Annotated in this window: 18 protein-coding genes; 10 read left to right on the top strand and 8 right to left on the bottom strand. The window is 65.6% G+C overall.

The annotated features are described in order from the left end of the window. Positions 1-164: 164 nt before the first annotated feature. The 7 genes from CFRA_RS00430 to CFRA_RS11765 form a co-directional block, all read right to left on the bottom strand. Entirely contained in the window at positions 165-3287 is a 3123-nt protein-coding gene (locus tag CFRA_RS00430; RefSeq protein ID WP_075662989.1) for a type I restriction endonuclease subunit R, read from the bottom strand. 2 nt (positions 3288-3289) lie between these two features. Then, the gene (locus tag CFRA_RS11955) at positions 3290-4573 is read right to left on the bottom strand and encodes a restriction endonuclease subunit S (RefSeq protein WP_281247482.1); all 1284 of its coding nucleotides are present in this window, start codon (positions 4571-4573) and stop codon (positions 3290-3292) included. An 11-nt stretch (positions 4574-4584) separates the two neighbouring features. After that, the gene (locus tag CFRA_RS00420; RefSeq protein WP_075662987.1) at positions 4585-6579 is read right to left on the bottom strand and encodes a type I restriction-modification system subunit M; all 1995 of its coding nucleotides are present in this window, start codon (positions 6577-6579) and stop codon (positions 4585-4587) included. Between the two features lie 40 nt (positions 6580-6619). Further along, positions 6620-7102: a recombinase family protein gene (locus tag CFRA_RS00415; RefSeq protein WP_169842148.1), complete on the bottom strand. Its 483-nt coding sequence runs from the start codon at positions 7100-7102 to the stop codon at positions 6620-6622. Next, complete coding sequence (locus tag CFRA_RS11505; protein WP_156887922.1) at positions 7099-7515, bottom strand: hypothetical protein; 417 nt, start codon at positions 7513-7515, stop codon at positions 7099-7101. Before CFRA_RS11505 ends, CFRA_RS00415 begins: the two co-directional genes overlap by 4 nt. A 192-nt stretch (positions 7516-7707) precedes the next feature. Next, positions 7708-8154, bottom strand: a complete 447-nt coding sequence (locus tag CFRA_RS11500; RefSeq protein ID WP_156887921.1) for a PIN-like domain-containing protein — start codon at positions 8152-8154, stop codon at positions 7708-7710. Then, complete coding sequence (locus CFRA_RS11765) at positions 8151-8447, bottom strand: DUF433 domain-containing protein (protein ID WP_245797779.1); 297 nt, start codon at positions 8445-8447, stop codon at positions 8151-8153. Before CFRA_RS11765 ends, CFRA_RS11500 begins: the two co-directional genes overlap by 4 nt. 583 nt (positions 8448-9030) lie before the next feature. Between CFRA_RS11765 and CFRA_RS00400 the strand changes: the two genes are divergently transcribed. The 5 genes from CFRA_RS00400 (at position 9031) to rbsD (ending at position 14182) form a co-directional block, all read left to right on the top strand. Then, positions 9031-10140, top strand: a complete 1110-nt coding sequence (locus tag CFRA_RS00400; RefSeq protein WP_075662984.1) for a LacI family DNA-binding transcriptional regulator — start codon at positions 9031-9033, stop codon at positions 10138-10140. Between the two features lie 48 nt (positions 10141-10188). Further along, positions 10189-11793 carry a sugar ABC transporter ATP-binding protein gene (locus CFRA_RS00395; protein WP_075662983.1) on the top strand — a complete coding sequence of 535 codons (1605 nt, stop codon included), beginning with the start codon at positions 10189-10191 and terminating at the stop codon, positions 11791-11793. An 86-nt stretch (positions 11794-11879) separates the two neighbouring features. Continuing rightward, complete coding sequence (locus CFRA_RS00390) at positions 11880-12794, top strand: ABC transporter permease (protein WP_156888024.1); 915 nt, start codon at positions 11880-11882, stop codon at positions 12792-12794. 33 nt (positions 12795-12827) lie between these two features. Continuing rightward, positions 12828-13793 carry a substrate-binding domain-containing protein gene (locus tag CFRA_RS00385; protein WP_075662981.1) on the top strand — a complete coding sequence of 322 codons (966 nt, stop codon included), beginning with the start codon at positions 12828-12830 and terminating at the stop codon, positions 13791-13793. Between the two features lie 11 nt (positions 13794-13804). After that, positions 13805-14182, top strand: coding sequence for a D-ribose pyranase (rbsD, locus tag CFRA_RS00380; RefSeq protein WP_075662980.1), 378 nt, complete (start codon positions 13805-13807; stop codon positions 14180-14182). An 82-nt stretch (positions 14183-14264) separates the two neighbouring features. Here the strand turns inward: rbsD and CFRA_RS00375 are convergent, their stop codons facing one another. Further along, entirely contained in the window at positions 14265-15377 is a 1113-nt protein-coding gene (locus CFRA_RS00375) for an arginase family protein (protein WP_075662979.1), read from the bottom strand. Between the two features lie 78 nt (positions 15378-15455). On the opposite strand from CFRA_RS00375, the gene CFRA_RS00370 reads away from it, so the two are divergent. The 5 genes from CFRA_RS00370 (at position 15456) to CFRA_RS00350 (ending at position 22381) form a co-directional block, all read left to right on the top strand. Then, positions 15456-16337 (top strand): IclR family transcriptional regulator, encoded by an 882-nt coding sequence (locus tag CFRA_RS00370; protein WP_075662978.1) that lies wholly within the window; start codon positions 15456-15458, stop codon positions 16335-16337. A gap of 276 nt (positions 16338-16613) precedes the next feature. Beyond that, entirely contained in the window at positions 16614-18317 is a 1704-nt protein-coding gene (locus CFRA_RS00365) for a urocanate hydratase (RefSeq protein WP_245797603.1), read from the top strand. 216 nt (positions 18318-18533) lie between these two features. Further along, complete coding sequence (locus CFRA_RS00360) at positions 18534-19700, top strand: acyl-CoA dehydrogenase family protein (RefSeq protein ID WP_075662976.1); 1167 nt, start codon at positions 18534-18536, stop codon at positions 19698-19700. A gap of 98 nt (positions 19701-19798) precedes the next feature. Next, complete coding sequence (locus CFRA_RS00355) at positions 19799-20974, top strand: CaiB/BaiF CoA transferase family protein (RefSeq protein WP_075662975.1); 1176 nt, start codon at positions 19799-19801, stop codon at positions 20972-20974. Between the two features lie 30 nt (positions 20975-21004). Beyond that, on the top strand, positions 21005-22381 hold the full coding sequence (locus CFRA_RS00350; RefSeq protein WP_245797601.1) for a YjiH family protein: 1377 nt from the start codon (positions 21005-21007) through the stop codon (positions 22379-22381). Positions 22382-22393 lie beyond the last annotated feature (12 nt).

Here is a 22393-nt window from a genome sequence, read left to right as displayed (position 1 = left end):
CCATCACCGAGGAGATCTTGGTGGCCAAGATCCCCTAGCGGGTGTAGATCACATGGAAATGATTCGAGCCTTCAAGAAAATCAGCGTTGTTTATATAACTGGGGACGCGACAAGACCTGGCGCCGCCTACAGACGTAAACAGCTAAGCGCCAGGCCCCTCACGCTTACTCGAGTTCGCCGTTCTCGCGAAGACGGATCATCTCTTCCAGAAGCTGCGACGCGAACATCCGTCGCCCCTTCTCGTCGAACATCACCAGATCGCTGATCTCTTCGTTGCTCTTGCGCTGCTGCCAGAGCAATTGCAGGAGCTTTTCTGAGAAGGCGGTGGAGTTGCGCAGTTGTTCCGGTGTGTTGTCCAGCACCGTCCCCTTAATTTCTTGATTAGCCATCACCTTGCCCCACGTGGTCGAGATGAAGCCTGCCACTGCCTGGCGCTCGACGCCGGCGTTTTGAGCAGCCAGCATCTCGTTAACCGCGTCCACGACCTTATCCAGCGGCCCAAGCTCAGGTGTGTCTGCCCCGCCACCAATGCGTGATGGCACGAACGACAGAGCACCCCACTCGTCATCTTCGCTGTCAGTTTTCGTCAAGCCCAGGTCTTCCTCGATAAGTTTCGGCTGCATCGACAAACCTTCAAGCCGCACGCGAGCAGCATAATCCTCCTCAGACGGGCCGTGGCGGTCAACCAGGTAGCGTTGCAGGTGCGACAGGAGTAATGCACGTTTATGTAGGTCAGCATCGCGGTAGTCGAGGATCTGGGTGTAGAGCTCCCACGCCGAGATGTATGAGCGCACCAGCCTGCGGAAGTCCATGACGGTCTTCACGGCATCGTCGTCACCGGTACGGCGGGCATCCATCAACTCAGTCAGCCACGCATCTGCGATGGGCTGCAGCACCTTCACGAAGTCCCGGTGCGTGGCGTCCTTGCCATCCAACTCAGCCTTCGTAATGGCGTCCATGTCGTCATGGTCGTAGAAACCGTAGGCGTCTAACTGCGTACCCATCTCCGGCAGCTCGGCCGGGTCCAGTTCCTCGGTGATCGACGCCGACTGGTAGTACTTCTTGAAGTCCGTAAGAATCGACTCTGGATCGTTCACGAAGTCGAGCACCATCGTCGTCGTCTTGCCCGCGTGCGTGCGGTTAAGCCTGGACAGTGTCTGTACCGTGGCGACGCCATTGAGCTTCTTGTCCACGTACATCGCGATCAGGCGTGGCTCATTGAATCCCGTCTGGAACTTGTTCGCCACGATCATCACGCGGTAGTCCTGCTTATCGTCCTTAAATTTCTCCTCGACATCACCGCCCCCATTCATCGACGCCTCGGTGTACTCAAGGTCACCTGTCTCCTTGAGCGTTACTTTCTCGGAAAACGCCACCAACGCCTTGAACAGCCGCCCGTAACCCTTCGCCTCGATGTACTTGTTCATCTGCAGAGCCCACCGCACTGCATTGGCACGTGACGATGTGACGACCATGGCGCGGGCCTGGCCATCCAACTCACCGAGCACGTTCTCCTTGAAGTGCTCGACGACGATCTGCACCTTCTGTGAGATCGCCGTGTCATGGAGCCGAACGAACTTGTAGACATCTGACACTGCACGGTCGAGCTCCACCTCGTCTGACTCCTCAGCCTTAGCCGCCACGCGGGCGAACATCTCGTAGGTCGAGTAGTTCGTGAGCACGTCCAGGATGAAGCCCTCCTGGATTGCCTGTGCCATCGTGTAGGTATCGAACGCCGCTTTCTTGCCGCCATGCGCGGTACCGAAGAGCGCCAGCGTTTTTTCCTTCGGCGTGGCAGTAAAAGCGATGAAGGTAATGTTCGCAGCCTGTGCCGTCCGGCGCTTCTTCAAAAGCAACAGGTCATCGGCTGCGATCTCATCTTCGTCATCACCCAGCTCACCATCATCAGCCAACAGTTCGCGCAGCGCATTCGCCGTGCGACCCGTCTGGCTGGAGTGAGCCTCATCGGCAATGACTGCCCAGCGCCTGCCTTCGAGATCCTCACGGGACTCGATACGACTAAGCACCTCGGGGAAGGTCTGCAGCGTGCAAGTGATAATCGCATTACCAACGGTCAGAGCCTCATTCAGGCGCTCCGACTTCGCTTCTGAGCCATGTTCGATAGGCACAACCAAGCCTTCGGACGCGCGCAGCATCTGCACGCTGTCACGCAGGTTCTTGTCCAGCACCGTCCTGTCAGAAACAAGGATCACCGAGTCAAAGGTAGGCTCACCATTGGGCATCACGTGGCGGCTCAGCCGGTGCGCCAACCACGCAATCGTCTTTGTCTTGCCGGAACCCGCCGAGTGCCAAATGAGGTATGGCTGTCCCGGACCCTGCTCACTGATATCGGCTACAACACGCTCCACAGCGCGAAGCTGGTGGTAGCGCGGAAAGATCAACGTGCCGTCCGCACCGACACGTTTGTTCTTTGGCTCGAAAAAGGCGAAATTACCCAAAATCCGCAGGAACAGCTCGCGTTCCAACACCTGCTTCCACAGATACTCTGTTGCGATGCCACCTGGGATGGGGTCGTTGCCCGCATGGCCGTTCTCGCGCCCACGGTTGAACGGCAAGAAGGTTGTGGCGTTGCCGGCCAGCTTCGTGGTCATGTAGACCTCGGCATCAGACACCGCGAAATGCACCAGGCACCGGCCCGGTCGCAGCACGCGTGACGTCTTGACCGGCTTGCGGTCGGACTTGTACTGCTCCATTGCGTCGATGACATTCTGCGATGAGTCGGCTTTCAACTCCATGGTCACCACGGGTATTCCGTTGACCAGCAGCATCACGTCAATGGTGTCCTTGGTGCGCTCCGTGTCGAAGTGGACCTGGCGGATCACGCGCAGGACGTTCGCCTGAGAGCGCTTTCTTGCTGCGATGATGGTGGGATCAGCAGGGGAGAACGCCACCATGGCGCCGAATCTCGCCGTGCTGCGCCCCGGGCGTGAGTAGACAAAGCCCGTATGTAGGACACCCATCAACCCGCCTGTGGACTGTCCGGTCTTGCGGTTGACCACGGGCTTCTTGTCCAGCTGCGTGGCCAAGTCCTCCAACAGCGAGCGCTGCGCCCGCTTAAGGTCGCGGCCCGTCAGCCTGTCCGGGATCACCTTGCGATACTCGTCGGGGTACTGGCTACTCAGCCACGCCAGTACATCTTCGGGGTAGAGCGCTAGGCCGGCGTCGAAGCCCTTGTCGGCGCCGCCTGCCTCATACAGCCAGCCGTAGTCAGTCAGCTCTGAGCAGATCGTGTCTTCGAGACCGATCTCGAGATTTGCCTTAGCCATGGCTAGACCTCTTTCTGGCCAGTAACGACTGCTCTAATCAGTGCTGCACGGCGCTCCCGAAGTAACTCTCGCAGCTCCGTACATTTGTCGATCATGGTGTCGATTCGGGCTGTCCTCTCGTCCAGATCAGCAACGATGCGACGCTGTTCATCGAGGGAATGCACAGGGAATCGCCTTTGCAGGAACAAGTCCATTTTTAGGTTCTGAATTCCTGTCGTTTGGTTATAAAGGGTAGAAAAATCGCCTTTATCATAGGAATTGACTAATAGATAAAACCAGTACCGTGAATCATTCTTGCTATCAAAGCGCAGCACTTCGATGAAGTTCGCACAAACAGCTAGAGAGCTTCCTTCGTAGAAGAACGCACTTCCGACGGGCTTCTTCTCTGAACCACCCGACCTTTCTACGAGCAGATCCCCCGATTTCAAAGCTTTACTAAAAACCTTTCCCGGGACAATCGACCGTATTGTTCGCACATCATCGTTTGCCGTCTTGGTAGCTCGGTCGAAATCAGCTACCCTCACGCATTTGACATCCAGCCCCCCTCTTCCGGGATCGTCTCCCCATTCACCTGGGAAGTGCGTCTCAAGTTGCAGCCCCAGCGAAGTGCTGCCAGTGCTCGGAAATCCCGCTAGAACATCCTGCACCACCGATACCCGCCTCTCCCGCAAAAGCTCCACCTGCTCGTCCAGCTTTGCGGTCATGGCGTCAATCCGATCGGTCTCGGCATCAAGGTAGCTAGCAATGCGGCGCTGGACGCGGAGGGGTGGGAGTGGAACAGGTATCGCCAAAATCGTGTCTCGCGACAGCTCGATCTGGTTCGTACTCCCCCGTGACTCGAGCACCAGCCAATCCTCACGACAACTCAAGTAATAGGCCAAGAACTCACCCATCAGTGAGGATCCGTTTGGCCGGACTAAAGTTACGTGCCCGTCAATAGTTGCCGCTGGAACCTCATCAACTACACACACGCTTCTACCCAATGTGCCTGTACCTGTCGAGTTGATGAGAACATCTCCAGGTCTAACTAGAAGCTCGAACGGGACATTCTTTTGCCTTGAATCATTCCGTTTCGAAAAGCTCAAGTCGAGTGAGGATCCCGGCCTCACACATTTCTGATTGATGACTTGGACATCGCCATCATCAGCGTAAACAGGGGAAATTCCTCGCCGTACAAGCTCCGTGTGTGGACCGAGATGAGACTCCCCGAGGTTTCCCAACCTCGGGGAGATGACCGCATCTCGCCGCTCCCGCAGCAGCTCTACCTGCTCGCCCAGCTTCGGCATCATGGCTTCCATCACTCTTTCACCGACTCGAAGAGTTCAGCCAACTCACCCATGACGCGCTGGACATCGGCGTCGATCTCGTCGAGATCCCGTACCGGCTCGGGCTTGTAGAAAATCCTGGTAAACGGAATCTCGTAGCCGGTCTTCGCCTTGGACTCGTCCCAAACCACATCTGATGCAAACGGCACCACCTCGCGCTCCATGTGCTCATCGACATCCTCACTCAGTGGGATGCGCTCTGTCATCGAGAACAGGGGGTCGAGTACCGGCTTGCCTTTCTTATCAATCACTGGCTCTATCTCGGGGTCATGCACCGTAATCGCCGCGATGATGTCCTTCTTCAGTGTTGCTGGCAGTTTCAGACCTGCACCCTTGGCGCGCGCCTTGAGCGTCTTTTCCAGCTCAGCGAAGCCCAAGCCGTCAAGACCGTCTAACAGCGCGACATACTCCTCGCCACCCTTCTCATGCGCGCGCACCTGGTCGCGTGACTCATCGGTGACGACGACACGCAAACGAGCCTGCCGTTTCACTGGCACATCCTTGAAGCCCAGGTCATTCGCGGTGACGATGCGAGACATGTAAGTGTTCTCGAAGGCCTGGTACTCCGCCAGAATCTTGAGGCGCCCGGACTCGCTGATCTCGCGTCGTTTGTCACCCATGCCCTTGGCCATGGGCTGCCAGCACTCGGAGCCGTCAATGAGCTGAATGTAACCCTTGCGACGATCCTCTTTGTTGGTGTCGAGAATCCAAACGTAGGTCGAGATACCGGTGCCGTAGAAGATGTTCGTCGGCAACTGGATGATGCAGTCCACCAGATCCGAAGTCAACAGCCACTTACGAATCGAGTCCGGGCCTGACTCCGGTGCACCTGTGAACAGTGGCGACCCATTAGAGAACACCGCACCACGGCCACCCTGGCCGTCAGGACCGGCAGGGCGCAGCTTATGTGCCACGTGGCACATAAATAGTGACTGGCCATCACTCTTACTTGGCAGGCCGTGGCCAAAGCGCGTGCCATCAACCGCCGACTCCTCCAGGACGGACTCGTATTCATTCGACCAGTCCGAGCCAAACGGCGGATTTGACAGCACGTAATCGAAGGTCATGCCCTCGTAGAGGTCTTCCAACAGGGTATTACCCTTGCGCACAGAGTCAGGACGGCCACCCGCAATGAGGATGTCAGACTTACCCGTGGCGTATGCAACCGGCATCTTCTCCTGGCCAAAGATGTCCACCGTTGCGTTGGGGTTCATCGACTTAATACCCTTGGCACCGAAGATCAGCATGCCTCCGGTACCCGCGGTGGGATCATACACAGAGCGCACCGGCCTCGCGCCTGCCTCCGTCAGCCCGTGGTCATCGCTGGCCAACAGCACATCAACAGCCAACGCCACAGCATCGCGCGGGGTGTAGAAAGCGCCGGCACCCGCACCCTTGAGCGAGAAGGAGCGGTACATCAGGTTCTCGAAGAGGTCGCCCATCGAGTACTCGTCCATCGTTTCCGGCGACAGGTCGAGACTGGCGAAGTGGCGGATCATGGGCAACAAAATGCCTTCCGCGTCGAGCTTGTGAATCTTGTCCGAGAACTCGAAGTTCACCCAGATGTCATCGATGTCCTCGGAAAACCCTGAAAGGTATTCCTCCATCGCGTCAATCAGCGCATCGTCAGTCTGGGCAATGCGCTTCAGCGACTTCGTTGACGTGTTGTAGAACGGCAGCTGCAGCCCGTGACGTGCCATTGAGTCAAGCCGGGAGATCGACCCGCTCGTCAGCGGCACGGCATTGTCAGCGTCCGCATCACGCTCACCGCGCGCGACTTCACGTGCCTTGAGACTCTCGATCTCATCGAGGAGTTCCTGCTTCGTCGGCTCCAGCACACATTCAATGCGGCGCAGAACTGTAAACGGCAAAATGTAGTCGCCATACTCGTGCGGCTCCACGACATTGCGCAGGTGCTTGTCGGCAGTATCCCATACCGCGCTCTGGGTCAGTTTCTGGTGGCTCATCGTTGTTTATCCTTTGTGTTGCGCCCTACCAGCATTCACACTAGCTGGCTGACGGGACATGAACTGAAAGTTCATCGAACACGTGTACTAACAAGTGGCATCCGGCTCCCGTTCGCTGTAGGTCATCCGGGTCCAGCTCGCCAGCCTCAATGAGGTGCCGGTTCGTCCTCGTGATCGTCGATGCGGAGACGCCAAAGGCGGCGACCACCTCTCGATAGCTCATCTTGTCGGCCGGAGGCCACTCTTTGACCAGCTGCCCTTGCCGCTTCATGAGCTTCGGTGGAATACCTCTCGAGTGACCGCGCTGGCGAGCGACCTCCATGCCCTTTTCCGTGCGTACCGAGATCAGGTCCGCTTTGAGCTGGGCGATGGTCGCTACCATCTTGAACATCAGCGCACCCATGGGCCCCGCCAGGTCGTAGGTGTCCGCGCCAACCTGCAGCCGAACGTCCGTGGCCTCGATTTCCCGGGCGGTGGCATGGGCCCCTGCCACCGAGCGGGCTAGGCGGTCGAGCTTGGTCACCACCAGTGCGTATCCGACACACGGGCGATCCAGGGGGGAGTACCGGCCCAGCAGATCGAGCAGCATCTGGTCCGCCACCGAGAGCTTCGGCTGGTAGAGCGGCACCGGGGTGTTGCGCAGCGTGGACTCGAGCCAGATGCGGGAGTGCCGGTAGCCGCCGGAGGTGTCCGTCTCCGGGTGACGTCCGTGGGGTCGATGACCTCGACCGGCTCCAGGGAGGTGAAGAAAGTCGCCGTCTGGTCGCGCACGTAGTCCGAGACGCCGCGGGTGTGGACCTCGTAGGCGGTGCCGGCGGGCTCCTCCACCGTGTTGACGGAAGTGGCCAGCCACTTCTCGTCGCAAACCTCGCCGAGGACGCCGGGGGCGAGGCTGTCCTGCGCGGCGGTGATGTCCGCCGTCTCGATGTCTGCCATGAAGGAAAGACTACTTTGGGCACGGACGAAAGCCCCGAAGCGCGGAGGGTAGCTATGGGAAGACCCCCGGGTAGAAGCAGGACCAGCGATCCGTCTCGTCTTAGAGCCCCGACGGAAGTAAACACTTTCTATTGATACCTAGCTACTCCAGCGATCAGTCCCACCATTTCCCATCGCTTAGCGATGCAGGGCTCAGCGTGGCAGCTTGAACGCCTCTCCGTCGCGGAAGTTGCGCGCGTACTGGATCAGCTGCGAGGCACCCGCCGGTAGCTTTCTTAGCTTGAAATACATGGCCTCCCCAGACTCCCGCAGGACACTCTGCACGTGTGGCAATGCCACAGAATAGGTCGCGAGAATCTCGCGCAAACCAGCTAGCCCATTCTTCTTCGATTCCTTGTGCCCTATCCAGCTCAGGCCAGACCCTCGCAACCCCTCCATCTCGTCTGGATTCCGCAGTTGATTCAGATCTCTCGTGATCAGCAAATCGAAACCTCGAGAATTCAATTCCTCGAAAAGCTGCTGATCTGACGCCTCCATCAACCCCAGGTCTCTTACATGAACAAACTCTATATCCGTAAACAAATTCCCAAGCAGCTGAGCCAATCGAGGCATTTCATTGGCGTCGATCACAACCTTCACGCTGTACGCCCCGCATTCTCCAGGGGAACCCACCCTTGCCCTGCGTCGACTTGCGCTGCGAGATCAACAGCTTGGCGTGCATGCTCAGCGGTCACTCCGGGATAATATTCCGCAACCTCTTCTGGTCGGACCTCGCCGGTTGCAACCAGTGCCGCTACGTCGTCATATGGGATCCGGGTGTCACCAACCGTCGGATGACCCCCGAGGCGATGCTCGTTGACGCGGAGCCGTTCTCTGGGAGCGCGAAGATCAACGACGACCCCATCCTCATGAGGATGCGGGAACTGATCCATAACGTCGACAAGCGTTGGGAAGACCATGTGATGCTTAACGCCCAAGAGATCAGTGATCTCTTCCCCGTTTGCTTCCACTAGATAGATACCACGCTCGTCCTCGATGAGAGTCACTCCAGCAGGATGGTCCGTCAAGTTGAGCTCACGGAGACTCTCGTAAGCCTTACGAATCTCCTGTAGCGAATGGCGCATCCGAAGCCGAACCATTGTCCGAAGCGCAAGAATATCCCGGAAAGACCATAAGAAGCCTTCATACGGGTCCTGTGAAATTTCTGGCACCAAAAGGCCATCCCGATTCCACCTGTAGAGCTGATCACGACTCGCCCCGGTTAGAACTATGGCGAGCTCAACCGTGTAAGCCATCGCCCACCTCCAACACAAGTAGATCCCGGGATGCAAATCGCGCCCATTCGCGCCAACAAGCTTACCGGGCAAGTTAAAGAAATCTCCCCCACCCTCCCCCGGTCACGATCCGATCTCATCCCACCCCCGCCTCTTGCCCCCGCCCCACATCCTGGCTAGCGTTGACTCTAGTGCAAACGTTTGCACGCCACCCCCGTGGCACGGGAGACGAGGAGTCGACATGACCGTCAGCCGCACACACCGCCCGACGTTGAAGGACGTCGCACGCGCCGCCGACGTCTCCGTGTCCACCGCCTCCCGCGCCCTCGCCGGAAGCGACCGCATCTCCCGGGCCACCCGCGAACTCGTCGCCCAGGCCGCCGCCGAGATCGGCTACCGCCCCAACATCCAGGCCCGCGCGCTACGCATGTCGCGCTCCACCACCATCGCCGTGGTCGTGCCCAGCCTGGTCAACCACTACTTTGCCGCCATGGTCACCGCGATCCAGGAGCACGCGGCCACCCGGGGGATCACCACCATCGTCGCCGCGACCAACGAGTCTGCCACCGAGCAAACCAAGGCGCTTAACGCCCTGACCGACCAGCGCGTCGCCGGCATCATCTGCGTGCCCCACGAGGACTGCGCCGCCCAGATCCGGGCACTGGCCGCCGGCGGCACTCCCGTCGTCCTCGTCGACCGCACCCTGCCCGACCCGGCACCGCAGACGGCAGGCACCGCCAAGGACGCGGCGTCGGCAAACACACCTGCACCGCAGACGACGCCCACCATTCCGACGGTGACCTCGGCCCCGCGCCCCGGCATGACCGCCGCCCTCGAGCTGCTCGCCGACGCCGGCAGCCTGCCCGTCGGTTACCTCTCCGGGCCGATGTCCACCTCCACCGGACGCGAGCGCCTCGAGGTCTTCATCTCCGCCGCCACCAAACTCGGCCTCGACACCTCGCACGTCTTCCACGGCGGCTACGAGCAGGAACTCGGGCGCCACGGCGCCGAGGAACTCATCGACCAAGGTGTGGCCGCCCTCTTCGCCGGCGACTCCATGATGACCGTCGGCGTCATCGAGGCGTGCCACCGCCGCGACCTCGAGGTCGGCGTCGACATCGCCGTCATCGGATTCGACAACCAGCCCCTGTTCGACCTGCAGCCGCGCCCCATCACCGTCATCGACCAGGACGTGCGCCGCATGGCCCTGACCGCCCTGCAGATCCTCACCGCCCTCGTCACCGGCACCCCCGGCGACGCCACAACTGAAACCCATCCCACCGGCACCCCGGCACACGTCCGCGTGCCCACGCGCCTGATCGCCCGCCGCTCCGTGCCGCAGATCCCCTGAACACCGACACCCCTCCCCACCATCAGCCACCACCCCAGGAGGTGAACGATGACCGCCCCAGACACCGCGCCGCTGATCGAGCTGCGCCACGTGAGCAAGTCCTTCGGCCCGGTCCGAGTGATTGACGACGTCTCCGTGGCCGTGCGCCCGGGCCAGGTACAGGCCCTGCTCGGCGAGAACGGCGCCGGAAAGTCCACCATCATCAAGATGATGGCCGGCGTGCACGAACCCGACTCCGGCGAGATCCTCGTCGACGGAGAGCCCGTGCGCATCCCCGACACCAAGACCGCCGAGTCCTTCGGCATCGCCACCATCTACCAGGAACTCAACCTGGTGCCCACCCTGTCCGTCGCCGAGAACATCATGCTCGGGCGCACCCCGGCGCGCGGCGGACTGGTCAACTTCACCGAACTGCGCCGCCGCGCCGCCGAGGCGCTCGACCGCGTCGGCCTCGAGGCCGACCTGGACACCCCCGTCGGCGAGCTGTCCGTGGCCCGCCAGCAGCTCGTCGAGATCGCCAAGGCGCTGTCCACCAACGCCCGCATCCTCATCCTCGACGAGCCCACCGCCTCGCTGACCGGCCACGAGATCGACCAGCTCTTCCGTGTGGTCGACGAGCTCAAGGCCGCCGGCGTGGGCATGGTCTTCATCTCCCACCACCTCGACGAGATCGCGCGCATCTCCGACTCCGTGAGCGTCTTGCGCGACGGCTCGTTCGTCGCCGAGGTCGCCCCCGACACCGAGGAGGCCGAGTTCGTCCGCCTCATGGTCGGCCGCGACATCGACGACCAGTACCCGCGCCAGGCCGGCACCCCCGGCGAACCGCTGCTCGTCGTCGAGCACCTCTCCTCGGACGGCAAGTTCGAGGACGTCAGCCTCACCGTCCGCGGCGGCGAGGTCGTCGGCGTCGCCGGCCTTGTCGGCGCCGGGCGCACCGAGCTGGTCCGCGCCATCGCCGGGGCCGACTCCTACGACTCCGGCACCGTGACCGTGCGCGGCAAGAAGCTGCGCAAGGGCGACGTCAAGGGCGCGATCGACCACGGCGTGGGCCTGGTGCCCGAGGACCGCAAGAACCAGGGCCTCGTCCTCGACGCCTCCGTCGGCGAGAACATCGGCCTGGCCACCCTGTCGTCCTCGGCGACCGCCGGTCTGGCCGACCTGAAGGGCCAGCGCACCCTGGCGAACTCCGTCGCCGAGAAGCTGCGCGTGCGCATGGCCGGCATCGACCAGCCCGTGCGCGATCTGTCCGGCGGCAACCAGCAGAAGGCCGTCTTCGGCAAGTGGGTCATGGCCAACTCCATGGTCCTGCTTCTCGACGAGCCCACCCGCGGCGTCGACGTCGGCGCCAAGGTCGAGATCTACAACATCATCAACACCCTCACCGCCGCCGGTGGCGGCGTGCTCATGGTCTCCTCGGACCTCCCCGAGGTCCTCGGCATGTCCGACCGCATCCTCGTCATGTCCGGCGGACGCCTCGCCGGCGAACTGACCCCCGAGGCCACCCAGGACGAGGTGATGACCCTCGCGGTTTCCCGCCTCTCCGACGCCACCGACTCCACCGACTCCGACAGCACTGGCACCACAAGCACCGACACGACCGACACCGCCGGGCGCACCGGCACCGACACCGCCGAGAAGGAGAACCAGCAATGACCACCACCACAGCCTCCCCCGGCTCCGGCGCCACCGCCGCAGCGGAGAAGTCCCCCTCGTTCGGCCGCCGCCTGGGCAACTGGGCGATGGACAACGGCGCCCTCGTCGGCCTGATCGCCCTGATCGTCATCCTGGTCATCGCCACCCCGCACTTCCTGAGCGTCGACAACCTCATCAATGTCGGCGTGCAGGCCGCCGCCATCGCCATCCTGGCCTTCGGCATGACCTTCGTCATCGTCACCGGCGGCATCGACCTGTCCGTCGGCGCAGTGGCCGCCCTCGGCGGCATGGTCACCGCATACTCCTTCGCCGAGATGGCCCTACCCGGCTGGATCACCCTGATCCTCGGCCTGCTCACCGGCCTGGCCTGCGGTGCGATCGCCGGCGCCTCCATCGCCTACGGCAAACTGCCCGCCTTCATCGCCACCCTGGCGATGATGTCCATCGCCCGCGGCCTGACCCTGGTCATCTCCGAGGGCTCCCCGCAGCCCAGCCCGGACGCCGTCAACTGGATGGGCACCGACGTCGGCTTCCTGCCGATGCCGATCGTGATGATGCTCCTGGCCGGTCTGATCTGCTGGTTCGTGCTCTCGCGCACCGTGCTCGGCCGCTCCATGTACGCCATCGGCGGCAACATCGAGGCCGCCCGCCTGTCCGGCCTGCCCGTGCGCCAGATCCTCATCGCCGTCTACACCCTCTCCGGGCTCTTCGCCGCCTGGGCGGGCCTGGTCATGACCGCCCGCCTGTCCTCGGCCCAGCCGCAGGCCGGTGTCAGCTACGAGCTCGACGCCATCGCCGCCGTCGTCATCGGCGGCGCGTCGCTGTCGGGCGGCCGTGGCAAGGCCACCGGCACCTTCGTCGGCGCGCTGCTGCTCGCCGTCATCCGCAACGGCCTGAACCTGCTCAACGTCTCCTCCTTCTGGCAGCAGATCGTCATCGGCATCGTCATCGCCGCCGCCGTCGGCTTCGATGTCATCCGCAACAAGACCATCGCCCAGTAGCGACCGCACCCGGAAAGGACAGAGGAGCACAACATGTTCACGTTCATCAACCGGTCACGCGGCCGTCGGGCGGGCGCAGCCCGTCCCGCCCGCCGGGCCGCAGCGTTGGTCGCCGCCGTGGCACTCGCGACGTCGTTAAGCGCATGCGGGCGCGGCGAGGCCGAGCAGGAGATCACGCTGGCGCTGTCCACGCAGTCCAACCCGTTCTTCGTGCAGGTGCGCGACGGCGCGCAACAACGCGCCGAGGAGCTCGGCATCCCGCTGAATATCCAGGACGCCGGCGACGACGCCCTCAAGCAGGCCGACCAGCTCAACAACGCCGCGGCCATGCACACCGGAGTGGTCATCGCCAACCCCGTCGACTCCGACGCCGTGGCCAACTCCGTGACCGCGCTCAACCAGGCCGACATCCCCGTCGTCGCCGTCGACCGCACCTCCAACGGCGGCGAGCTGGCCTCCTACGTGGCCAGCGACAACATCGCCGGCGGGCGCCAGGCGGCCGACGCCATGGCGAAGGCCATCGGTGGCAAGGGCAAGATCATCGTCCTGCAGGGCATCGCCGGCTCGTCGTCCTCGCGCGACCGCGGGCAGGGCTTCAAGGAGGGCATCGCCAAGTACCCCGACATCGAGATCGTCGGCATGCAGACCGCCGGCTTCGACCGCACCAAGGGTCTCGACGTCGCGTCCAACCTGCTGCAGGCCAACCCCGACGTCGTGGGCATCTTCGCCGAGAACGACGAGATGGCGCTCGGCGCGATCGAGGCCGTCGGCGGGCGCGCCGGTGACGACATCGCCGTCGTCGGCTTCGACGGCACCCTCGAGGGCCTTGAGGCGGTGGCCGCCGGCACCATGGCCGCCACCATCGCCCAGCAGCCCGACCAGCTCGGCGTGGCCGCCGTCGACCAGGCCGCCCTGCTGCTGCAGGGCAAGGAGGTCGCCGACGTCCTGCCCGTCGACGTGGTCACCGTGACCGCCGAGAACGTCGCCGAGCACCAGTAAAGGAGAACACCATGCTCAAGAAGGGCATCCTCAACGCCCCGCTGGCCGGACGCCTCGCCCGGCTGGGCCACACCGACACCTTCGTCATCGCCGACTGCGGCCTGCCCGTGCCCGCGGACGTGCCCGTCATCGACCTCGCGATCGTCTTCGGCATCCCCCGCTTCGTCGACGTCCTCGACGCGCTGACCGACGTGCTCGAGATCGAGCACGCCACCATCGCCACCCAGGCCCCAGAGGAGATCCGCGCGATCGTGCCCGCCGAGGTCGAGCTCGACGAGGTCGACCACGAGGAGCTCAAGGCCCGGGTCGCCGACGCCAGCTTCGTGGTCCGCACCGGCGAGACCACGCCCTACGCCAACGTCATCCTGCGCAGCGGGGTGCCGTTCTAGAGACCGGGATCGTCCGGGCGCCCGACTCCATGCCTCGCGCCCGGGCGGTCCCCCTCTCTTTTTGTTGTTCCGGGGGTCGGAGTCAGCCCTCGACGCTCGTGATGTCGCTGATCAGACGGGCAGCGACCTTCGCGGTGCGGTTGTCCACGTCGAACTCGGGGTTGAGCTCGGCGACGTCGACCAGGCGCAGCTTGCCCGAGGCCGCCGCCGCGCGCGCCATCGCCCGGTAGTGCGCCAGGCTGACACCGACCGCCGCCGGCGCGCTCACACCGGGCGCGACCGAGGCCGGCAGCCCGTCGAGGTCGATGCTCAGGTGCACGTGATCCGCGTCCGCCACGGCCTTCGCGACCAGCTCGCCGGCCTGCTGCGGGGTCATCTCCGCCAGCTCGTCGTCGAGCACGGTGCGCACGCCGAGAGCCTCGGCGGTCTCGAAGAGGACTCGGGTGTTGTTCGGCTCCGAGATGCCGAGCACCGTGTAGTCGAAGTCGTGTGATTCGGACTGCTCAGCGGGCGCCGAGTCCGGGATCGGGGCGTCCGCCGCGGGACCGCCCGCGCCATGCAGGCGCGCGATCTGCAGGAACGGCGTGCCCGAGGTCGGGCGGTCCGCGGCGCGCAGGTCGAAGTGCGCGTCCAGGTTCACCACGGCGATGCGCCCGCGCTCCCCCGCCGGTGCCGGCGCGGCGTCGCCCGCGCCGGAATCGCCCGCTCCCGAACCTGCGGCACCCGAACCGGTCACCGCCTCGAAGAGCCCGCGGTGCGTCGCCCACGCGATCTCGTGGCCGCCGCCCAGCGCGACCACCAGGCGCCCGGCACGCACGAGGTCACGCACGGCGTCGGAGAGCTCGCGCTGCGCGCCCTCCAGGTCCGGGTCCTCGGTGCGCACGGTGCCGGCGTCGGCGCGAGCCACCTCGTCGTGGACGGCGAGGCTGGCCAGCGCCGAGCGGATCGCCGCGGGCCCGGCCGCCGCGCCGCGGCGCCCGCCGTTGCGCTCCACGCCCTCGTCGCTCTCGAAGCCGAGCAGCGCCACCCCGGCGGCCCCGGCACCGGAACCGGAGGCGCCCCCGACACCCGAGCCAGAACTCGAACCCGCCTCCCGCGGGTCGAGGCCCTCGATCACCGAGTGCCAGCGGGCGTGCTCGCGCCCGGGTCCGTCGTCGCGTCCGGTCCAGTCTGCGGGGTCAAAGGGGGTGTACATGCCGCGCACCCTAGTTCCCGCGCACCCGGCGCGCCGCGCCTCGACCCACCGGCGCGTCTCGGATGCGAGACTTGCACCATGGCCCAGGTCCCCGCCGCCCGGAACACGCTGCGCATCCTCGCGCTGCTCTCGCGAATCGACGTACCCGTCTCCGCCGCGCGCATCCGCGCCGAGCTCGACCTGCCACGCTCGAGCACCTACCACCTGCTGCGCGAGATGGAGGCCGCCGGATTCGTCATGCACATCCCCGGCGAGCAGACCTACGGACTCGGCGTGGCCGCCTACGAGATGGCCCAGGCCTACACGACCCAGCAGCCGCTGGTGCGCCTCGGCCAGAAGCGGCTGCGCGAGCTGGCCGTGCAGGCCGGCGGCTCCGGGCACCTCTCGCGGCTGGTCGGCCCCGAGATCGTCTACCTGGTCGAGGTCCGCTCCCCCGGCGCGCAGGCGCTGATCACCGACGTCGGCGTGCGGCTTCCCGCCCTGCGCACCGCCTCCGGCCTGGCGATGCTCTCCGTGCTCAACGACGCCCAGGTCAAGGCCGTGTTGGCCAGCCTTCCCGACGTCCCGTCGGGCCCCGCCCCGGTTCCCGCACCGTCGTCGGCGGGCGACGCGGACGCCGCCGCGCCTGCCGCCGAACACAGCGCCGGCGCAGACCTCAACCCCACCCCCGCCACCGGCGACTTCGCCGCATCGACCGGCACCACCCGCCCCACGCTGCGCCGGCTGCTCGCGGAGCTCGGCGAGATCCGCACCCGCGGCTTCGCCCTCGAGCGCGAGGCCGTCGCCCGCGGCCAGGAGTCCGTCTCCGTGCCCGTGCGCGACCACCTGGGCCGCCCGGCCGCCGCGATCACGGTCACCCACCCGCTCGACAGCCTCGACCAGGCCGGCCGCGCGGGCCTGGTGCGCAGCCTGCGGGAGGCCTCGGCCGCGCTTGGCGCGGCCGTCTTCGGCGCGCGCTGAGGCGCGTGCCCAGCAGCCCAACCCCGCGACCGACACCGCACCCGGCCCCGGCGCCCACGCCTCCCCGCACCCGCCCGCACGGCACCGCCGCCGGCGACCACCGGGACGTCGTCAATTTAACTGCGCCTGCCTGCACTGTCTCGGATACCAGACACCACCCCCTCGACAGATCTACCGCGCCACATGTGACCGCCGTTACCGTCACGGTCACAGTTGATCCACGACATAGCGCGCCGCACCGGCCGCGCCCGGATGTCGCAGACCCGAGGAGGAACAGTGACCGAGCAGAACACCGACACCGCCCAGTCCGGCCCGCGCACCGTGCGCGCCCCGCGCGGCACCGAGCTCAGCGCCAAGAGCTGGCAGACCGAGGCGCCGCTGCGCATGCTGATGAACAACCTCGACCCCGAGGTCGCCGAGCGCCCCGAGGACCTCGTCGTCTACGGCGGCACCGGCAAGGCCGCACGCAGCTGGGAGGCCTTCGACAAGATCGTCGAGACCCTCAAGGACCTCGAGGAGGACGAGACCCTGCTCGTGCAGTCCGGCAAGCCCGTCGGCGTGCTGCGCACCCACGAGTGGGCCCCGCGCGTGCTCATCGCCAACTCCAACCTCGTCGGCGACTGGGCCAACTGGCCGGAGTTCCGCAAGCTCGAGGCCGAGGGCCTGATCATGTACGGCCAGATGACCGCCGGCTCCTGGATCTACATCGCCACCCAGGGCATCCTGCAGGGCACCTACGAGACCTTCGCCGCCGTCGCCCAGAAGCGCTTCAACGGCACGCTCGCCGGCACCCTGACCCTGACCGGCGGCTGCGGCGGCATGGGCGGCGCCCAGCCCCTGGCCGTCACCCTCAACGGCGGTGTCTGCCTGATCGCCGACGTCGACGAGACCCGCCTGAAGCGCCGCCAGTCCAAGCGCTACCTCGACGAGGTCTACACCGACCTCGACGAGGCCGTCGCCCGCGCCCGCCAGGCCAAGGAGGACAAGGAGGCCGTCTCCATCGGCATCGTCGCCAACGCCGCCGACGTCTTCCCCGAGCTGCTCAACCGCCACCGCGCCGGCGAGATCACCGTCGACGTCGTCACCGACCAGACCTCCGCCCACGATCCCCTGAGCTACCTGCCCAGCGAGATCACCGTCGAGGACTGGCACCGCGAGGCCGCCGACGACCCGGAGACCTTCACCAAGAAGTCCCGCGAGTCGATGGCCATGCAGGTCCAGGCCATGGTCGAGTTCCAGGACGAGGGCGCCGAGGTCTTCGACTACGGCAACTCCATCCGCGACGAGGCCCGCCACGCCGGCTACAACCGCGCCTTCGAGTTCCCCGGCTTCGTGCCCGCCTACATCCGCCCGCTGTTCTGCGAGGGCCTCGGGCCCTTCCGCTGGGTGGCGCTCTCCGGCGACCCGGCCGACATCAAGGTCACCGACGAGGCGCTCAAGGAGCTCTTCCCGGACAACGAGCACCTGCACCGCTGGCTCGACGCCGCCGAGGAGTACGTCGAGTTCGAGGGGCTGCCCGCCCGCATCTGCTGGCTCGGCTACGACGAGCGCCAGAAGGCCGGCGTGCGCTTCAACGAGCTCGTCGCCGAGGGCAAGATCTCCGCGCCGATCGCCATCGGCCGCGACCACCTCGACTCCGGCTCCGTGGCCAGCCCCTACCGCGAGACCGAGGCGATGATCGACGGCTCCGACGCCATCGCCGACTGGCCGCTGCTCAACGCCCTGACCGCCACCTCCTCCGGTGCGACCTGGGTGTCCATCCACCACGGCGGCGGCGTGGGCATGGGCCGCTCCATCCACGCCGGCCAGGTCTCGCTGGCCGACGGCACCGAGCTGGCCGCCCAGAAGCTCGAGCGCGTGCTCACCAACGACCCCGCCATGGGCGTGCTGCGCCACTACGACGCCGGCTACTCCCGCGCCAAGGAGGTCGCCGACGAGCGCGGCGTGCGCGTGCCGATGGACTTCAACCAGCGCGACTGATCCGATTGCCGACGCCGCGCGTGCCCCACGTCGGGTGCGCCGGCTGCGGCCCAGGCGCCGCCTGGGCGGCGCCGCGCCGCGGTGGTGCATCGCGTCGGTGGGGCACTGCCCCGGCGACGCGGCGAGCACCGCGCCGGTGGCGCGAACCCGAAGAAGAACCGAGAGACACGAAGACAACAGCAGCAGACGACAAGCCGCAGAGAAAGGACCGAGACAATGGCCGGACGTTACCCCGAGGGCGACTTCTACGGATTCGAGCAGGAGCTCTCCGCCGAGGAGCGCGAGATCCTGCTGAAGGTGCGCGACTGGGCGCAGAACACCGTCAAGCCCGTCGCCGCGGACTACTGGAACCGCTGGGAGTTCCCCCACGAGCTGATGGACTCCATCGCGGACCTCGACATCATCAGCCTGGTGCGCCACAAGGGCCGCAGCCGCCTGCTCGCCGGCCTGGTCACCGCCGAGATCCACCGCGCAGACGCCTCGGTGGGCACGTTCTTCAGCGGCCACGACGGCCTGTTCACCGGCTCAATCGAGCTGCTCGGCAGCGAGGAGCAGAAGCAGCGCTGGCTGCCGGACCTCTACGCCGTGCGCAAGACCGGCGTGCTGGCGATCACCGAGCCGGAGGCCGGCTCCGACGTGGCCAAGGGCATGCGCACCACCGCCGAGAAGGTCGACGGCGGCTGGAAGCTCAACGGCACCAAGCGCTGGATCGGCAACGCCACCTGGTCCGACTACGCGGTCATCTACGCCCGCGACATCGCCGACGACCAGGTCAAGGGCTTCGTCGTCGACACCTCCGCGGAGGGCTACCGCGCGGAGCTGATGGAGAACCGCATCGCGCTGCGCGCCGTGCAGAACGCGGAGATCCACCTGACCGACTGCTTCGTGCCGGACGCCGACAAGCTCGAGGGCGCCAACACCTTCAAGGACACCAACAAGGTCTTCAAGTCCGCCCGCGCCACCGTGGGCTGGCAGGCCGTCGGCCTGCAGATGGGGGCGCTCGACGCGACCCTGGACTACGCCGACGAGCGCGAGCAGTTCGGCAGGAAGATCAGCTCCTTCCAGATCAACCAGTCGAAGCTGGCCACCATGCTGGGCAACCTCATCGCCTCCGAGTCGATGATGTACACCCTCAACCGCATGCAGGACCGCGACGCCGACCACAACGAGCACTCCGCCCTGGCCAAGGCCCAGGTCACCCGCCTGATGCGCGAGACCGTCGCCCTCGGCCGCGAGGTGCAGGGCGGCAACGGCCTGGTCACCGACTACCACATGGCCAAGATCTTCTGCGACGCCGAGGCGCTCTACTCCTACGAGGGCACCTACGACATCAACCAGCTGATCGTCGCCCGCTCCATCACCGGAGAGTCCGCCTTCGTCTAGACACCCCCTCGAGCCCGCCGGCCCGGACCGCACCGCAGTCCGGGCCGGCGGGCCCTACGGCATCGGGCCCGCCCGCGGCCGACCGAAAGGAGACCACCATGACCACCGCCGACCACCGCAGCGCGCTCGACGGCATCCGCGTCCTCGACATGTCCCGGGTCCTCGCCGGACCGTTCTGCGCCTCCATCCTCGCCGACCTCGGTGCGGACGTGATCAAGATCGAGACCCCCTGGGGCGACGACTCCCGCGAGTTCGGCCCGTTCTGGGAGGGACACTCCGCCTACTACCGCCTGTTCAACCGCACCAAGAAGGGCATCACCCTCGACCTGAAGTCCGACGAGGACCGCGAGACCCTCATCGAGCTGGCCAAGCGCGCCGACGTGCTGGTGGAGAACTTCCGTCCCGGCGTCATGGAGCGCCTCGGCATCGCCCCGAAGGACCTGCTCGAGGCCAACCCCGGCCTGATCATCACGAGCATCAGCGGCTTCGGCCAGACCGGCTCGATGAGCAAGGCGCCCGCCTACGACCTCGTCGCGCAGGCGATGAGCGGCCTGATGTCCGTCACCGGCTGGCCCGGCGGCCGCCCGACGCGCACCGGCGTCAGCCTCGGCGACCTGATCCCGGGCCTCTACGCCGCGATCGCCACCCTCGGCGCGGTGCTCGAGCGCAACCACTCCGGTCGCGGCCAGCACGTCGACCTGGCGATGTACGACTCGCTGGTCTCCGTCCTCGAATCGGTGGCCATGCGTGAGCTCTACGAGGACGAGACCCCCACCGCCGTGGGCAACGACCACGCGATGACCGTGCCGTTCAGCACCTACGCGGCCAAGGACGGCGAGGTCGTCATCGCCGTGACCAACGAGACCCTCTTCGGCCGCGTCGCCGAGGCCCTCGACCTGGGCTACATGGTCGACGACCCCCGTTTCAACACGAACGCCGCGCGCCGCGAGCGCCGCGACGAGGTCCGCCGCCTCTTCGAGGAGAAGCTGGCGGACTACACCGCCGACGAGGCGCTCAAGCACCTCGCCGAGCACGGCGTCCCGACGTCGCGCGTGCACGACGTCCACGACGCCCTCACCGGCGAGCTGGGCCGCGAACGCGGCGTCGTCGCCGAGGAGTCGGACGGCTTCCGCACCCTCGCCTCCCCGATCAAGCTGCACGGCTCCGTCGCCCCGCGGCCGGCCCCGGGGCTCGGGGAGCACAACGACCTCATCGCCGAATGGCTCGCCGAGCCTGAGCGCGTCCCCGACGAGTCCGGTTCCGCCGAACGCTGACCCGGCCCATCCCCCGAAACGGAGGACACCATGTCCGAGAACTCCACCGCTGATCCGGTACGCCCCGAGGAGGCGCCCACGCAGGCGCCCGGCGCGCGCCGCATGGACAAGCCCGTGCGTGGGCGCTGGCGGTTTTTCGTCTACAGCGCGATCGGCATCTTCGCCTTCTTCGTGCCGTTCCCCTACCAGGGCTCCAACTCGATCCTCCTGGACCACCTGGTGACGATCATCGACGACGTGCTCGGCGACGCCAACAAGTTCGTCGCCTACGCGATCATCCTGGCCGGCACCGTCTTCCAGTTCGCCTCCGGGCGCTGGAAGCAGTCGATGGCCCGCCGGGTCTTCGCCTTCCTCAACGTCCTGGGCTCTGTCGTCGCGACGATGCTCGTGTTCAACTTCGGCCCGGCCTTCCTCTTCCGCGAGGACCTCGGTCCCTTCCTGATGGACAAGCTGGTCATCCCGGTCGGCCTGCTCGTCCCGGTCGGCTCCGTGTTCCTGGGGCTGCTCGTCGGCTTCGGTCTGATGGAGTTCATCGGGGTGCTCGTCCAGCGGATCATGCGACCGGCCTACCGGGTGCCCGGGCGCTCCGCGGTCGACGCGGTGGCCTCCTTCGTGGGCAGCTACTCGCTGGGCCTGCTGATCACCAACCGCGTTTACAAGGCCGGCGGCTACACGGCGCGTGAGGCCGCGATCATCACCTCGTGCTTCTCCACGGCCTCGGTGACCTTCATGGTCGTCATCGCACGCACCCTGGACCTGATGCCGGTCTGGGGCATCTACTTCGCCGCGACGTTCATCATCACCTTCATCGTCAGCGCGATCATCGTGTGGATCCCGCCGCTGTCGCGCATTCCGGACGAGTACTACCCCGGCTCCCACCCGGATCCGGAGGAGCAGGTCACGTCCAACCGCCTGCGCCGCGCCTGGGGCGAGGCCGAGGAGGTGCTCAAGCGCTGCCCCGGCGTGCTGCGCGTGCTGTGGGTCAACTTCGCCGACGGCGTGCTGATGACCATGCAGATCCTGCCGGGCATCATGTCGGTCGGCTTCATCGGCCTGACGCTGGCCTTCTACACCCCGGTGTTCACCTGGCTGGGCTTCCTCTTCCTGCCGTTCACCTGGGCGCTGCAGGTCCCGGACCCCCAGCTGGCTTCCGAGGCACTGGCCATCGGCCTGTCCGAGCTCTTCCTGCCGGCCACCCTGGTCGCCGACGCCCCGAGCGAGACGCTCCGCTTCATCGTCGCCGTCGTCTCGATCTCGCAGATCTTCTTCTTCTCCTCGATGATCCCCGCCGTGCTGGGCACCGACATCCCGATCAAGATCTGGCACATGGTGGTCATCTGGTTCCAGCGCGTGGTGCTGACCCTGATCATCACCGTCCCGGTCGCGTTCCTCGTCACCGGCGGATAGACCGTAGGCGTG

Source organism: Corynebacterium frankenforstense DSM 45800 (assembly GCF_001941485.1).
Classification (GTDB): Bacteria; Actinomycetota; Actinomycetes; order Mycobacteriales; family Mycobacteriaceae; genus Corynebacterium; species Corynebacterium frankenforstense.
This window is presented reverse-complemented; position numbering and strand designations above follow the sequence as displayed.